We start from the raw sequence: 14844 nt of genomic DNA on the forward strand, positions 1-14844 counted from the left end.
AAGCGACGACAGGCGCAGGCTGACGGGAGTACGCGGAGGTACGCAGAAGGGGCCGTCCCTCGGGGGGACGGCCCCTTCTCCGCTGTCCGCCCGGCGCTACGGCGCCAGGAACCTGCGGAGGATCTCCTCGCCCGCCACGACCCCGGTTTCCGCCAGGGCCGTGACCCGCGGTCCCGACCAGCCGGCCGCCGCCAGCTCGCCGTGCCCCGGCCGCCATGCCCGGTCCGCCGCCAGCAGCAGATCCGCGTCCAGCAGGGAGTCCCCGGCCGCGAGGATCTCGCCGGTGCCCGCCCGCCGGGCCACCTCCCGTACCGCCGCGCTCTTCGTCAGCGGCTTCGGTACGGCGTAGATCTTCCGGCCCTGGAGGGAGACGGACCAGCCCCGGGGCTCGGCCCAGCCCGCCAGCTCTTTGGCCCAGCCCTCGGGCAGCAGCGACCGGTCGACGACGAGATAGGCGAACAGGTCCTCGGCCACCCGCTCCTTCAGCACCCACGCGGGGTCGGCGGCGGCCAGCAGATGGGCCCGGACCTCGGCCAGGGGGGCGCATTCGCCGTCCAGCCGGGCGGTGACGGCCCGCTGCCACGCGGGGTCGGAGACACCGTCGACGAGGATGTGCCCGCCGTTGGCGCAGACCGCGTAGGCGGGCGGCGGGCCGGGCAGCCTGATCCGTCCGTACTGCTCGCGGGTGCGGGTGGTGGTGGGCACGAACACCGTCTCGGCGGCCACCCGCGCCAGCAGCCCGGCCGCGGTCTCGGTGACATACGACAGCGGTTTGGCCTGGTAGACCTCGACGCACAGCAGCCGGGGCGCGAGCGCGTCGGGGCCGGTGAGCCGGAGGGCGGCGGCCGAGTAGATCAGCGTACGGTCGAGGTCGCTGGCGACCAGCCTGGCGACGGGTGTGCCGGTCACGGGGCGGTCACCGCCTTGCCGTCGGCGCCGGTGGCCCCGCGGGTGTAGCGGGGGTGGATCAGCCCGACACAGGTGTACGGCAGCCGGTCGACCTCCTCGACGGGCACGCCCCGCTGTTCCGCCAGGAGCCGTACGTGGTCGAGGTCGGGTCCGGCCCCGGCGCGGGCGAGGATCTTCCACGGGACGCGGCGGAGCAGCACCCGGGTCGTCTCGCCGACCCCCGGTTTCACCAGGTTGACGTCGTGGATGCCGTACTCCTCGCTGATCCGCTCGACGGCGGCCCAGCCCTCCCAGGTGGGGGTGCGGTCGGTCGACAGCAGTTCCTTGACCTCGATGGCGACGGCGGCGGCGACCTCGTCGAAACGGGCGGCAATGGTGTCGACGAAGTGGGCGGAGACGTCGGAGCCGAGCAGTTCCCGGTAGTACTTGGCGCCGTGGTAGTCGTCCGGGCCGACCAGATCGGCCCGGAGGACGGTCCGCGATATCAGCCCGGAGACGGTGGAGTTGAGGCAGGCGGAGGGGATGAGGAAGTCCTCGCGGGTGCCGTAGGTGGCGACGCAGCTCCCCGGGTCGGCGAGGACCGCGATCCGCGGGTCGAAGCCCTCGGACTCCCCGATGGCGGCGGCCAGCTCGCGGGTGATCGCGCCCTTCCCGGTCCAGCCGTCGACGAAGACGACGTCCGCCGGGTCGTGGTGGTCGCGCAGCCAGCGCAGCGCGTTGGCGTCGATGCCCCGGCCCCGGACGATGGAGACGGCGTAGTGCGGCAGGTCGAGGCCGTGGCGCTGCCGGGCCCAGCGGCGCATCAGGATGCCGACGGGGGTGCCGGCCCGGGCCAGGGAGACCAGGACGGGCCGGGGCGAGCGCTCGGCGAGCACGGTCTCGGTGACGGTGCCGACCGCGCGGGCGATGCGGACGGCGGATTCGTCCAGGGCGCGCTGGAAGAGCCGCTGGTAGTCGGCGCTGGGCTGGTACTCGACCGGCAGCGATTCGGCGTAGTGGGCGCCGCCGTTCTGGATGGCCTCCTCGCGCTCCTCGGTGGGGGCTTCGAGCCGGGTGTCCGACAGGTCCTGGAGCAGCCAGCCGACGTCGTCGGGCGCATAGGACGAGAAGGCGGGGCCGCGGAGCGGCTCGGCGAGCATGGATGCCCTTTCCTGGACGGCCGGGGGTACGGGGAGGTGGCTGGGGACCACGGCGAGCAGCACGTGCGGGGTGTGCGCGGCGAGCGCGGCGAGCAGCCCGTCGGGGGCGTGCAGTGCGGGTGTGTCGGCGACCGAGTCGACGACGGCGACGACGGCGTCGAAGCCGCCGCCCGCGACGTTGTAGGCGTAGCGGTCGCCGGGGCCGTCGGCCGGGTCGTCGTGGGCGGGGAAGGTGATCCGGGTACGGATGGCGTAGCCCGGGTCGTCGACGGCGAGGACGGGTGACCGGGTGGTCGTCGAGTAGCGCACCTCGGCGTCGAGGGCGCTCTCCAGGGCGGTGGCCAGGCGCAGGGGCGCGTACATCAGCTCCTCGAAGCCGAGGACGAGCACGCGGGCGCGTCCGCGGCGCCGGGTGCGGCCGGGGGCCGGGGTCGCCGCGGGGTCGCCGGAGGCCGGGCCGCCGGTCGCGGGGGCATCAGGGTCCCGTACGGCCGCGGGGCCACCGGGCTCCGGTACGGCCGCGAGGGCGCCGGGGTCCCGTACGACCGCGGAAGCATCAGGATCCTGTACGGCCCCGGAAGCACCGGGGTCCCGTACGGCCCCGGGCAGGGCGTCCGCCAGGGCCGCGGCCAACCGGGGCAGGGCCGCCTCCAGTGTCCCGCGGTGGGCCGGGAGGAAGCCGTGCCGGCCACCGTCCGGGAGGCCCTCCGGCCAGGGCAGCTCCACCCGGCGCACCGTCCCGGGCGGGGCGCCGTCCGCTCCGGCCGGGGTGCGGTCCGGCGCCGACCAGCGCTCCACCAGGGCCCGGCCCTTCTCCAGGACACCGTCGGGGAGGGTGACCGTGCCCGAGGCGAGGGCGATCAGGTCGACGCGGGCGCCGAGTGCCGCCGCGAAGGCGGTGAGCCGCTCGCGGTCGGCCGGGGCGCGCATGTCCACGAGGGCGACGATGACATAGCGGTCGCGGGGATAGCGCTCGTGCAGGGCGCGGACCGTGTTGAGGACGGTGTTGCCGGTCGAGAACTCGTCGTCGACCAGGACCAGCGGACCGGCCCCGGCCAGCAGCTCCGGGTTCTCCGGCAGCAGCAGATGGGACGTGTGGTGGGAGTGGGACTCCTCGAAGCCTCCGGCGGCCGCGACGCCCGGCACCGGACGGCGGGTGGAGTGCAGATACGGGGCGAGGCCCAGGCCGTCCGCGACCGCGTGGCCGAGGCCGGTGGCGGTCTCCGCGTAGCCGAGGACGACCGCCCTCGCGGCCTCCTCGTCGCCGAGCAGCGCCCGGACCCGGACGCCCAGGCCGCGCCCCGACTCGTACACCAGGGCCGGTGACTGCGGGACGTGCTTGCCGAGCACGTTGGAGACGAGCAGATGGGCCCGCTTCGGGTTGCGGCGCAGCGCCAGTCCGAGCAGGGAGCGCAGCTCCTCGTCCCCGTCGAGCCCGACGCCGAGCCGCTCGGCGACCCATCGTCCCGACCACACCATCGCGTCCGTTCCCTCCGTCACCGCGTTCTCCGCCGCCCTGGCTCTCGCCGTGTCTGTTGCGTCTGCTGGGTTCGCTCTGTCCCTTGCGTACGGGCCGGTGCGCGGCGCCCCGGGACCGGTCATGAAGCGGAGTGCCCGGCCGTGAGCAGCTCCACGAAGCCGACGTCCTCCCGGGCCACGCCGAAGGCGGTGGCCCGCAGCAGGGTCCGTTCGGCCCAGGCCCGGTGCGGCTTCACCTCGTTCATCTTGTTCGTGTACGCGGAGCGCATCACCCCGCCGCCGCCGCGCTCCGGGCGGAGGATGTCCTGCGCATCGCTGAACTCCTCGTGGCTGACCACGGAGAGCGCGTGCACGGGCAGGACGTGCGAGGGGTGGATGCACGTCTTGCCGGTGAGTCCGTTGGCGCGGTCCAGTTCGATCTCCCTGAGCAGTCCGTCGAGGTCGTGCTCGATGAGGGCGGTCCGCAGTTCGTCGGCGCGGCCCTCCATGAAGGGGCTGCGCCGCAGCTGGGGTTTGAACATCCGCTCCTGGAGGCGGAAGTACTCCCAGACGGGGCCGGTGACGGTGTAGCCGGTGCCGTCGGCGCGGCCGAGGACATTGACGACGTCCGCGATCACCGCAGCGACGATCTGGACGTCGTAAGCGGTCATATCGGGCGAGCGGCGCAGTCCGTACGCGGAGCAGAAGTCGGTGACTCCTAGCCGCAGGGCGAGCACCCGGTCGCGGTACTTGTCGACGGTGGCGGCTATTCCGGTGAGGGTCCGGCGCCGGGTCTCCAGGTGGAGCAGTTCCGGGGACTCCAGGACGGGCATGGCGAACAGCCGGTGGCCGGTCGCCGCCTCGGCGGCGGTGAGGGCTTCCAGGAAGGGGGCGCCGCGCTCCTCGGTGAACTTCGGCAGTACGAATCCGGACACCCGGCGAATGGATTCTCCGAACCGGCGCGCCAGGTCGGGTATCTGCCCGGGCTCCCGGACCCGGATGAACAGCAGGGGTGGTTCCGCGCCGGCCTCGGCCCGGGCGTCGAGATCGGCGAACTGCCGGACGAGGTTCTCCTCGGCCTCGGGCACCTCTGCGTCGTCGATGGAGTCCTCCAGGCAGACGACCATGGAGACCACACCCGCGGCGACCTGCTTGAGGACATCGTCGGCGAGGCGGGGGCGGGTGGCCGGGCTGTAGAGGGTGGCCCCGAGGGCGGCGGCGAGGATCCCGGCGGGGGAAGCCGCGGTGAATTCGACCGGTTCACGGTGGAACAGGCGCTGCCGGACGGCAGGCGAGAGCTGCCCGAAATGACGCATCAAAGTCCCCCGTACTGGATGGCGGCCCGCCGGAACGACGTGGCCGGTAATAGTACGTACGAAAGCGTGACGGCGGTTCCCCGCCCCGGTGAACGCGGGGTGACGCGGGAGCATCGTCCGTCCCGCCCGGCACGGCACCCGGGCGGGACGGACGCGTGCCGCCCGGAGGCCCTCCCGGGCATCGCGGAAGCGTCGGTTCCGGAAGCCGCTCCGGTCCTCGGACGGGTCCCGACACGGGTGGTCCGGCCGGGGACCCGCATTGTCCGCCCGGCCCCGGGGGAGGCAGGATGGCGGACATGACGCACGCGATGGTGAAGGGCTCGAACTGCGCTCTGGACGCCCCGGCCGTACGGGCTGTGCTGCGGTGGACCCCCGGGACGGGGGTGCCCGACGTGGACGCGTCCGCGCTGCTGCTGGGGGCGGACGCCCGGGTCAGGACCGACGAGGACTTCGTCTTCTACAACCAGCCGCGGCACCCTTCCGGCCTGGTGCGCCGGCTGTCGAAGAAGCGGGTCGGGGAGCAGCTGACGGACACCGTCGAGGCGGATCTCGCCGCGCTGGACGCCTCCGTCGACCAGATCGTGCTGGCCGCCTCCTCGGACGGCGACACCTTCCGGCTGGTGACCGATCTGCGGATCGCGCTGTACGACGCTTCGACCGCGGACGCGGGTGCGGAACCGCTCGCGGTGTTCGACGTGATGCCGGAGACCGGTGCGGAGAACGCGATCATCTGCGGTGAGCTGTATCGGCGCGGCGACACCTGGAAGTTCCGTGCCGTGGCCCAGGGGTATCCGACCGGTCTGGTGGGGCTGGCCACGGCGTTCGGGATCTCGGTGGACGAGTCGGAGCCGGCGGCCGCCGCACCGGGGCCGGAGCCGGGGACCGTCGCCCGGCCGGCGGTCCCGCAGGCACCGCCTCCCCCGGCCCGGCCGCCGGCCGCCCGGCCCGCCCCTGCCCATCGGGTCCCGGCCCGCGCCCCCGGCGTCCCCGCCGGGCCGGAGTTCCGGATGCCGCCGATGGGTCCGCAGTTCCTCCGGGCCTGACGGGGGCCGTGCCCGGCGGCCGGGCGGCCGGGCCGGGAGGTGGTACGGCCCGCGGCGGGCCGGACCGGCGGAGGGCGCCCGGCACCGGACCCCGGCACCGGTCGCTGCGGCGTCCCGTGCGCAGGGTCCACGGGGGCGGCGGCCCGCTCTCCCGGTGACGGCCCGGGCGACCGGCGCGACGTTCCGCCCGAGGGGCGGGACCCTCCGGCCACGGCCCGGGCCTATGCCTACGCCCGGGCCTATGCCTTCGTCTTGTAGCCGCGACCCCATTGGAGACCCCATCCGTACAGCCGGTCGAGCTCTGCCTGGAAGCCGTAGACGAACTTCACCTCGCGGCGGACGATCATCTGGCCCTTGACGTTCTCCATGCTGAACACGGCGCAGGAGCGGGCCTGCGGAGCCCGTTCGTCGAGTTCGACGATGACCCGGGGGCCGCTGCTGGGGTAGAGCGTGACGATGGCGTGCGTACGGTCGAAGGCCGGGGTCTGGTCGTAGATGTAGACGAAGAAGAGCAGCCGTTTGATCTCGGCATGATGGTCCAGATTGACGTAGATCGTCTCACCGGAGCCGGAGCCGAAGCGGTCGTCGCCGCTGCCCTTGACGTACGGCGGCTCGTTCGTGGAGCCGAGGAAGCCGCCGAGCGGCTGGACCACGCCCTTGGTGCCGTCGGCGAGTTCGTACAGACAGCCGAGGTCGAGGTCGACGTTGACCATGCCCTGGGTATGGGCCTGGACGACCTCGGGCTGGAAGAGTTTGAACGGATGCCGGAAGAGCTGTCCGCTCTGTTGGGAGCGGCCCTCGATGTCCGAGGTCCGCATCCGCCAGGACAGATTGACCCGCAGATGGCCGGTGGCCGCGCCCTGTTCGGTCAGGGAGACCGAGGGTCGCCGCTTGGTCAGGGCTATCGCGTTCGCCGCCGCGGTGCCCAGGTCGAACTGGTTCGACCGGCCCCGCAGGAGACCGTCCCAGAAGGCCATGTGTCGCCACCCCCAGTGGTGTGTCGGTGGGCCCCTCGCCCACGGACCGTCCGATGGACCCTTCGTCCCCGCTCTCCCCGCCGGCTCCGCCCTCTGGCGGGCGCCGCGCGGGGCGGCTCCGGGACCCGCGTCCCGGGGCCGCCCCGCAGAGAGCGTTCCGCAATAATCCGGCCGTCACACCCCGGCTTCGGAGTGTGGCCGGGCCTTTTCGTCCTCGGCGGCCAGACGCCTGTTGCGCTGGACCGAGGACCAGAAGGACCAGCCGATCAGAACCACACCGACGAGACCGGTGATGATCTCGTTGATCTCGAAACGGATGGTGATCAGCAGGATGGTGGCGAGCGCGCCGATGGCGTAGTGCGCGCCGTGCTCCAGGTAGACGTAGTCGTCGAGGGTGCCCTGGCGGACCAGGTAGACCGTCAGCGAACGGACGTACATGGCACCGACGCCGAGCCCGATGGCCATCAGCACGATGTCGTTGGTGATGGCGAAGGCGCCGATGACCCCGTCGAAGGAGAACGAGGCGTCGAGGACCTCCAGATAGAGGAACATGAAGAAGGCGGCCTTGCCGCCGACCTGGAGGGCCGTGACCCGCTTGCCGCTCTTGCGGGCGGCCTCCTCCGCCTCGTGCTCGCGCTCCTCCTGCTCTTCGAGCTTGTTCTCGAAGTAGCCGGAGAGACCGCCGACGACGAGGTAGGTGATCAGACCGGCGATACCGGAGAGCAGTACGGTCTCGGTCTTGTCCTGCGGTCCGCTGTGCGTATGGGCCTCGGGGGCCAGGAAGACCGCGCTGACGAGCAGCACGATCAGCGAGATGCAGACCGACAGCATGTCGACCTTGCCGAGCTTCGCCAGCGGGCGCTCCAGCCAGCCGAGCCACTTGACGTCCCGGTCCTCGAAGATGAAGTCGAGGAAGATCATCAGCAGGAACATGCCGCCGAAGGCGGCGATGGACGCATGGGCGTCCGTGACCAGCTGCTCGTACTTCTCCTTGTCGTTGAAGGCCAGTTCGACGGCCTCGACGGGTCCGAGACTCGCCGAGACGGCGACAATCACGACAGGGAAGACGAGCCGCATGCCGAAGACGGCGATGAGAATGCCGATGGTGAGGAAGATGCGCTGCCAGAAGGCGTTCATCTTCTTCAGGATTCCGGCGTTGACCACCGCATTGTCGAACGAGAGCGAGATCTCCAGAATGCAGAGGATCGCCACGAGACTGAAGGCGGTCCATCCGTCGTAGAGAACCGCTGCGACCAGACCGAGCGCGGTGACCGCGAACGACCAGCCGAAGGTTTTCAGAACCACTGCTACCCAATCGTGTTAGGTGGGGGTCCCCCGAAGCCCCCCGGGTAGCCCGTGGGAGGGTTCTCCCCGCACAGCCAGGGCGAGTTACCAGTCCGACCCGCCCCGGTGCGCGGCTTTACGAAACATTGACCCCGAAGTCTAGAGCGATGCCCCGCAGCCCCGAGGCGTACCCCTGGCCGACTGCACGGAACTTCCACTCGCTGCCGTACCGGTACAGCTCGCCGAAGATCATCGCGGTTTCGGTGGAGGCGTCCTCACTGAGGTCGTACCGCGCGAGTTCCTGTCCGTCGGCCTGATTGACCACACGGATAAAAGCATTGCTGACCTGGCCGAACGTCTGGCCCCTGTTGTCCGCGTCATGAATGGAGACCGGAAAGACGATCTTGTCGACGGCGGGCGGAACCTGGCTGAGGTCCACGATCAGCGATTCGTCGTCGCCGTCGCCCTCGCCCGTGAGGTTGTCACCGGTGTGCTCGACGGAACCGTCGGGGCTTCTGAGGTTGTTGTAGAAGATGAAGTAGTCGTCCCCCATGACACGGCCGCTGTTGCACATCAGCGCGCTGGCGTCGAGGTCGAAATCGGCCCCGGTGGTGGAACGCGCGTCCCAGCCGAGACCGATGAGCACCTGTGTCAGATTCGGTGCGGCCTTGGAGAGGGAGACATTGCCTCCCTTGGCGAGTGTGACGCCCATGTTCGTGTCCTCCCCAAAAGACGTGTGTCGGCGCTGCATGCCCCTGCCCGGCATACATGCCCCCGAAGTCGCGACCGCAACGCGACCGGTCGCGAGAGGACGTCCGGCGCCGCACGCATGAGGTGCGGCGCCGGACGGTGGTGGAGCTGCGGTCAGACGTTCACGCCGAAGTCCTGGGCGATCCCGCGCAGACCGGAGGCGTACCCCTGGCCGATGGCACGGAACTTCCACTCGGCGCCGTGGCGGTACAGCTCGCCGAAGACCATGGCGGTCTCCGTCGAGGCGTCCTCGGTGAGGTCGTAACGCGCCAGCTCGTTGTTGTCGGCCTGGTTGACGACGCGGATGAACGCGTTGCGGACCTGGCCGAAGGACTGCTGGCGGCTCTCGGCGTCGTAGATCGACACCGGGAAGACGATCTTGTCGACCTCGACCGGCACGGCCGCGAGGTTGACCTTGATCTGCTCGTCGTCGCCTTCGCCCTCGCCGGTGAGGTTGTCACCGGTGTGCTCGACGGAACCGTCGGGGCTCTTGAGGTTGTTGAAGAAGACGAAGTTCCCGTCGCCGGCGACCTTGCCCTCGGAATTGGTCAGCAGGGCGCTGGCGTCCAGGTCGAAGTCCGCGCCGGTGGTGGTACGGATGTCCCAGCCGAGACCGACCGTCACGGCGGTCAGTCCGGGCGCGGCCTTGGTCAGCGAGACGTTGCCGCCCTTGCTGAGGCTGACTCCCACGAGTCCCTCCATAAGTGATCAGGGGCAGCGCCCCCGTAGTGCGTCGCGTGTCGGATCAACAAGGGGATCCTAGTGACCGGTTCCCCCGCGAAACAGGTTCCGGGACGGCCGCCCGTCCGATCCGTCCCGGTTGTTACATCAGGTTTTGCCCGTTCGTCACAGAGCTTCGAGGGCCTTGACGTAGTCGTTGAGGTCCCGGGCGTCCGGCAGGGCGTTCACCACGCTCCAGCGGACGACGCCTTCCTTGTCGATGACGAAGGTGCCGCGGACCGCGCAGCCCTTCTCCTCGTCGAAGACGCCGTAGGCCCGGGAGGCCTCGCCGTGCGGCCAGAAGTCGGAGAGCAGCGGATATTCGAGGCCCTCCTGCTCGGCGAAGACCCGCAGGGTGTGGATGGAGTCGTTGGAGACGGCGAGGAGCTGGGTGGTGTCGTTGACGAACCGGGGCAGCTCGTCGCGGAGCGCGCACAGCTCGCCGGTGCAGACGCCGGTGAAGGCGAACGGGTAGAAGAGGAGGACCACGTTCTTCTCGCCGCGGTAGTCGGCGAGCCGTACCGTACGGCCGTGGTTGTCCTTGAGGGTGAATTCGGGGGCCTGGGTGCCGACCTCGATGGCCATGACGCGTGGGTTCCTTCCGCCGCTGCCGTTCGGATACGGCCCGGGGCGCCGGTCCCGGTGTACGGGGCGGCCCGGGCGGGCCCGTACCCGGCACGGCGGCCGGGGAGACCGGCCCACCGCCCCGGACGGGGCCGGCTCCAGCCTATGGCGTGCCCATGGCGCGGCGTCGCCGGGCCCGCGGCTGCCCCGGCCCCTCGGCTGTGCCCTCAGGGCTCAGGAATGCGGCGGACCCCCTCGGGCAGGGCCCGAGGGGGTCCGGAACACCGTCCGGGGCGCACGGCCGCCCGGCGGGGCGACCGTGCGGCACACGGGCGGCGGCGAGCGGCGCAGTCGCCGCACCGGTCAGCGCTTGGGGGCGATCAGCTTGGTGCCGACCCAGTCCTTGGCGACGCTGATGCTCTTGGTCTGCGACAGTCCGGCCGTCTGAGCGGCGTCGTTGATGTCGCTTGGCTCCACATAGCCGTCCCGCCCCGTCTTCGGGGTGAGCAGCCAGATCAGGCCGCCCTCGTCGAGCAGGCCGATGGAGTCCACCAGGACGTCCGTCAGGTCGGCGTCTTCGTCCCTGAACCAGAGGACGACGACGTCTGCGACATCGTCGTAATCCTCGTCCACCAGCTCCTGGCCGATGACGGACTCGATGCCTTCACGGAGATCCTGGTCGGCGTCGTCGTCGAAGCCGATCTCCTGGACCACCTGTCCGGGCTCGAACCCCAGCCTCGCTGCCGGGTTGGTCCGCTCCTCCGCGTGGTCCGCGGTCGCGCTCACGGCTTGCCTCCTGATCATGTTCGGTAGATGCTGCTGCCGCGCGCACGCGGCGTTGGCCGTAGTCCACACGGGCGGGACGGATCGCGCAAGTACCCGGCCGTGCAGACCGCCGAAACGGTGACGTTTGCGCCCGTCTCGACGCAACTCCCGACACGTGCGACGGGGCGCCACGACGCGTTCCGGAGCATTCGGCCGCCTTTGCAGCATACGTCGCATTCCCGCCCGGCTCCCGACGGCCCTCTGCCCCGGCCACCCGAACGGAGTGGGACGGGGGCCGCGGGCCCCCGGCGCACGCCGGGACAAGCGGTACCCCGGAACCCGTAACGGACCCCCTTGGTTACCTTTCGGTAGAGATGACGTTTCCCGCGCCGAGGTACACGATGGGAGGCGGTGCCGTGTGCCCGGAGCGGCCGGTTACGGCCCGTGACCGTCCCGGCCGGCTCCCGAGGTACGGACGGCACCGCCAGTACGCCCGGATTCTCCGGGACCCCCCCCGGGGTCCGGGATCCCCGCGGGGCCCGGACCGTCGACCCTCCGAGAGCGAAGGAACAGCGTGGCTTCCGGATCAGATCGCAATCCGATCATCATTGGCGGCCTTCCCAGCCAGGTCCCGGACTTCGATCCGGAGGAGACGAAGGAGTGGCTGGACTCACTGGACGCGGCCGTCGACGAACGGGGCCGGGAACGGGCCCGCTATCTGATGCTGCGGCTCATCGAGCGGGCCCGTGAGCGCCGCGTGGCCGTCCCGGAGATGCGGAGCACCGACTACGTCAACACCATCGCCACCAAGGACGAGCCGTTCTTCCCCGGCAACGAGGAGGTCGAACGGAAGGTCCTCAACGCGACGCGCTGGAACGCGGCGGTGATGGTCTCCCGGGCGCAGCGCCCGGGGATCGGCGTCGGGGGCCATATCGCCACGTTCGCCTCCTCCGCCTCCCTCTACGACGTGGGCTTCAACCACTTCTTCCGGGGCAAGGACGCCGGCGACGGCGGGGACCAGATCTTCTTCCAGGGGCATGCGTCGCCGGGTATCTACGCCCGGGCGTTTCTGCTGGACCGGCTCTCCGAGGCCCAGCTCGACGCCTTCCGCCAGGAGAAGTCCAAGGCGCCGAACGGGCTGTCCAGCTATCCGCATCCGCGGCTGATGCCGGACTTCTGGGAGTTCCCGACGGTGTCGATGGGCCTCGGCCCGATCAGCGCGATCTACCAGGCGCGGATGAACCGCTATCTGCACGCCCGGGGCATCGCGGACACCTCCCGCTCCCGGGTCTGGGCCTTCCTCGGGGACGGCGAGATGGACGAGCCGGAGTCGCTCGGCCAGCTCTCCATCGCGGCCCGCGAGGGCCTGGACAACCTCACCTTCGTGGTGAACTGCAACCTGCAGCGGCTGGACGGCCCGGTCCGCGGCAACGGCAAGATCATCCAGGAGCTGGAGTCGCAGTTCCGGGGCGCCGGCTGGAACGTGATCAAACTGATCTGGGACCGCTCCTGGGATCCGCTGCTGGCACAGGACCGGGACGGTCTGCTGGTCAACAAGCTGAACACCACGCCGGACGGGCAGTTCCAGACGTACGCGACGGAGACCGGCGCGTATATCCGGGACCACTTCTTCGGCGGTGACCAGCGGCTGCGCGCGATGGTCGCGAACATGACCGACGAGCAGATCCTGCATCTGGGGCGCGGCGGTCACGACCACCGCAAGGTGTACGCGGCGTTCAAGGCGGCCGAGGAGCACCGCGGGCAGCCGACGGTGGTGCTGGCGCAGACGGTGAAGGGCTGGACGCTGGGCCCCAACTTCGAGGGCCGCAACGCCACCCACCAGATGAAGAAGCTGACCGTCGACGATCTCAAGCGGTTCCGCGACCGGCTGCACATCCCGATCCCGGACGCGCAGCTGGAGGACGGGCTGCCGCCGTACTACCACCCGGGGCCGGAGTCCGAGGAAATCCAGTACATGCACGACCGGCGCCGTTCGCTGGACGGCTATGTACCGAGCCGGGTGGTGCGGTCGAAGCCGCTGGAGCTGCCGGGCGAGCAGGCGTACGCCGGGGTGAAGAAGGGTTCGGGGCAGCAGTCGATCGCGACCACGATGGCGTTCGTGCGGCTGCTGAAGGACCTGATGCGGGACAAGGAGATCGGCCGCCGTTTCGTGCTGATCGCGCCGGACGAGTACCGCACCTTCGGCATGGACTCCTTCTTCCCGAGCGCCAAGATCTACAACCCGCTGGGGCAGCAGTACGAGTCCGTGGACCGGGAGCTGCTGCTGGCGTACAAGGAGTCGCCGACCGGGCAGATGCTGCACGACGGCATCTCGGAGGCGGGCTGTACGGCGTCGCTGATCGCGGCCGGTTCGTCATACGCGACCCATGGCGAGCCGCTGATCCCGGTCTACGTCTTCTACTCCATGTTCGGATTCCAGCGCACCGGTGATCAGTTCTGGCAGATGGCCGATCAGCTGTCGCGTGGTTTCGTACTGGGTGCGACCGCCGGGCGTACGACTCTGACCGGTGAAGGCCTGCAGCACGCGGACGGCCATTCGCAGTTGCTGGCCTCCACCAACCCGGGCTGTGTCGCCTACGACCCCGCCTTCGGCTTCGAGATCGCCCATATCGTCGAGGACGGGCTGCGCCGGATGTACGGCGCGGACGCGGAGCATCCGCACGGCGAGGACGTCTTCTACTACCTGACCGTCTACAACGAGCCCATCCGGCATCCGGCGGAGCCCGCCGATGTGGACGTGGAGGGCATCGTCAAGGGCATCCACCGCTACCGGGCGGGCGATGCGGGCCGGATCCCGGCGCAGATCCTGGCCTCGGGAGTGGCCGTCCCGTGGGCGGTCGAGGCGCAGCGGATGCTCGCCGAGGACTGGGACGTACGGGCCGACGTCTGGTCCGCGACCTCGTGGAACGAGCTGCGGCGCGAGGCCGTCGCGGTGGAGGAGCACAATCTGCTCCACCCGGAGGAGGAGCAGCGCGTCCCGTATGTCACACGCAAACTGGGCACCGCTGAAGGTCCGTTCGTGGCCGTTTCCGACTGGATGCGTTCGGTTCCGGATCAGATTTCGCGGTGGATCCCCGGTTCCTACACCTCTCTGGGTGCGGACGGCTTCGGCTTCGCCGACACCCGGGGCGCGGCCCGCCGGTGGTTCCACATCGACGCGCCGTCGATCGTGCTGGCGGTCCTGACCGAGCTGTCGCGGGCGGGGCTGGTGGACCGCTCGGTGCTGAAGCAGGCCGTGGACCGCTACCAGCTGCTGGACGTGGCGGCCGCGGATCCGGGTCCGGCGGGCGGCGACGCGTAACACCTCCCTCTGCGGGGTCCGGGCGCGGCGCCTGCCGCGCGGCGCCCGGACCCGAGGCGGCGGCCGTCAGCGTTCCCAGATCCGGAACGCCCTGATCAGATACGGCGAGCGGGGTGCCCAGACCCCGCTGCCTGGGTAGGTGTCGAAGGCGCCGTGCTCGGCGCACTCGGCGGACTGGTAGGTGGTCACCGGGCGTCCGGTGCGATTGGCGAGGGCCGCGGCCGTGGCGCCGGGCGGCAGGGCCGTACAGGAGTCCACGTCGGTCCCGGCCAGCTCGTACACCCGGCGGGGGCCCCGGAAGTCCTCGTCGGCCCAGAGGCAGAGCGCCCCGGGCGGGCAGGCGGGGAGGGCCGGGGCCGCTGCGCCGGCGGGCGCGGGGGCGAGCCCGAGACCGAGCGTCAGGGCGAGCGCCGGGGAAAAGGTGCCCGGAAGGGTCTTCGTCCGCATCCCCGCACCCTTCCTCCGCAGTGCACCGCTGAGGAAGGTCCGGACAGCGGCCTCACCCGAACGGGCCAAGGGCGGGTGGAGGGCGCGCGGTCTGCTCGCACAGGAGTCGCACAGGAGTCGTACGGGAGTGGCACCGGGGCCGTGCAGGGG

General features: G+C 71.0%; 12 protein-coding genes. 2 read left to right on the plus strand and 10 right to left on the minus strand.

Annotated features, from left to right (window positions below; all coding sequences use genetic code 11):
- Positions 1 to 96: 96 nt before the first annotated feature.
- The 3 genes from B7R87_RS08355 to B7R87_RS08365 all read right to left on the minus strand — a co-directional run bounded on the left by B7R87_RS08355 (position 97) and on the right by B7R87_RS08365 (position 4822).
- The gene (locus B7R87_RS08355; RefSeq protein ID WP_006349491.1) at positions 97 to 909 is read right to left on the minus strand and encodes an HAD family hydrolase; all 813 of its coding nucleotides are present in this window, start codon (positions 907 to 909) and stop codon (positions 97 to 99) included.
- Positions 906 to 3527 (minus strand): phosphoribosyltransferase, encoded by a 2622-nt coding sequence (locus B7R87_RS08360; protein ID WP_130584663.1) that lies wholly within the window; start codon positions 3525 to 3527, stop codon positions 906 to 908. The genes B7R87_RS08355 and B7R87_RS08360 overlap by 4 nt, the downstream gene beginning before the upstream one ends.
- A 119-nt stretch (positions 3528 to 3646) precedes the next feature.
- Complete coding sequence (locus tag B7R87_RS08365) at positions 3647 to 4822, minus strand: HpcH/HpaI aldolase/citrate lyase family protein (protein WP_006349488.1); 1176 nt, start codon at positions 4820 to 4822, stop codon at positions 3647 to 3649.
- A 296-nt stretch (positions 4823 to 5118) separates the two neighbouring features.
- Here B7R87_RS08365 and B7R87_RS08370 point away from each other — a divergent pair, with 296 nt between their 5' ends.
- Positions 5119 to 5865, plus strand: a complete 747-nt coding sequence (locus B7R87_RS08370; protein ID WP_130584588.1) for a TerD family protein — start codon at positions 5119 to 5121, stop codon at positions 5863 to 5865.
- A 239-nt stretch (positions 5866 to 6104) separates the two neighbouring features.
- Here B7R87_RS08370 and B7R87_RS08375 read toward each other — a convergent pair whose 3' ends face one another.
- The 6 genes from B7R87_RS08375 to B7R87_RS08400 form a co-directional block, all read right to left on the minus strand.
- Positions 6105 to 6842 carry a hypothetical protein gene (locus B7R87_RS08375; RefSeq protein WP_006349486.1) on the minus strand — a complete coding sequence of 246 codons (738 nt, stop codon included), beginning with the start codon at positions 6840 to 6842 and terminating at the stop codon, positions 6105 to 6107.
- 174 nt (positions 6843 to 7016) lie between these two features.
- Positions 7017 to 8147, minus strand: coding sequence for a DUF475 domain-containing protein (locus B7R87_RS08380; protein WP_006349485.1), 1131 nt, complete (start codon positions 8145 to 8147; stop codon positions 7017 to 7019).
- Positions 8148 to 8262: 115 nt separating this feature from the next.
- Positions 8263 to 8838, minus strand: coding sequence for a TerD family protein (locus B7R87_RS08385; RefSeq protein ID WP_006349484.1), 576 nt, complete (start codon positions 8836 to 8838; stop codon positions 8263 to 8265).
- A 152-nt stretch (positions 8839 to 8990) separates the two neighbouring features.
- Positions 8991 to 9566 (minus strand): TerD family protein, encoded by a 576-nt coding sequence (locus B7R87_RS08390; RefSeq protein ID WP_006349483.1) that lies wholly within the window; start codon positions 9564 to 9566, stop codon positions 8991 to 8993.
- Between the two features lie 156 nt (positions 9567 to 9722).
- A complete protein-coding gene (locus B7R87_RS08395) occupies positions 9723 to 10181 on the minus strand; it encodes a peroxiredoxin (protein WP_006349482.1) in 459 nt (152 codons plus the stop codon).
- Between the two features lie 342 nt (positions 10182 to 10523).
- Positions 10524 to 10946 carry a DUF3052 domain-containing protein gene (locus B7R87_RS08400; protein WP_006349481.1) on the minus strand — a complete coding sequence of 141 codons (423 nt, stop codon included), beginning with the start codon at positions 10944 to 10946 and terminating at the stop codon, positions 10524 to 10526.
- A 553-nt stretch (positions 10947 to 11499) separates the two neighbouring features.
- On the opposite strand from B7R87_RS08400, the gene aceE reads away from it, so the two are divergent.
- Positions 11500 to 14247 carry a pyruvate dehydrogenase (acetyl-transferring), homodimeric type gene (gene aceE, locus B7R87_RS08405; RefSeq protein ID WP_006349480.1) on the plus strand — a complete coding sequence of 916 codons (2748 nt, stop codon included), beginning with the start codon at positions 11500 to 11502 and terminating at the stop codon, positions 14245 to 14247.
- A gap of 66 nt (positions 14248 to 14313) precedes the next feature.
- On the opposite strand, the gene B7R87_RS08410 is transcribed toward aceE, so the two are convergent.
- Positions 14314 to 14694 carry a peptidase inhibitor family I36 protein gene (locus tag B7R87_RS08410; protein WP_006349479.1) on the minus strand — a complete coding sequence of 127 codons (381 nt, stop codon included), beginning with the start codon at positions 14692 to 14694 and terminating at the stop codon, positions 14314 to 14316.
- Positions 14695 to 14844 lie beyond the last annotated feature (150 nt).

Source organism: Streptomyces tsukubensis (assembly GCF_003932715.1).
Lineage (GTDB): Bacteria > Actinomycetota > Actinomycetes > Streptomycetales > Streptomycetaceae > Streptomyces > Streptomyces tsukubensis.

Excerpts from the sequence above, each read along its gene's own strand:
- B7R87_RS08360 (WP_130584663.1), bottom strand. The coding sequence starts at position 3,527 with ATGGTGTGGTCGGGACGATGGGTCGCCGAGCGGCTCGGCGTCGGGCTC.
- B7R87_RS08365 (WP_006349488.1), bottom strand. The coding sequence starts at position 4,822 with ATGCGTCATTTCGGGCAGCTCTCGCCTGCCGTCCGGCAGCGCCTGTTC.
- B7R87_RS08370 (WP_130584588.1), top strand. The coding sequence starts at position 5,119 with ATGACGCACGCGATGGTGAAGGGCTCGAACTGCGCTCTGGACGCCCCG.
- B7R87_RS08375 (WP_006349486.1), bottom strand. The coding sequence starts at position 6,842 with ATGGCCTTCTGGGACGGTCTCCTGCGGGGCCGGTCGAACCAGTTCGAC.
- B7R87_RS08385 (WP_006349484.1), bottom strand. The coding sequence starts at position 8,838 with ATGGGCGTCACACTCGCCAAGGGAGGCAATGTCTCCCTCTCCAAGGCC.
- B7R87_RS08395 (WP_006349482.1), bottom strand. The coding sequence starts at position 10,181 with ATGGCCATCGAGGTCGGCACCCAGGCCCCCGAATTCACCCTCAAGGAC.
- B7R87_RS08410 (WP_006349479.1), bottom strand. The coding sequence starts at position 14,694 with ATGCGGACGAAGACCCTTCCGGGCACCTTTTCCCCGGCGCTCGCCCTG.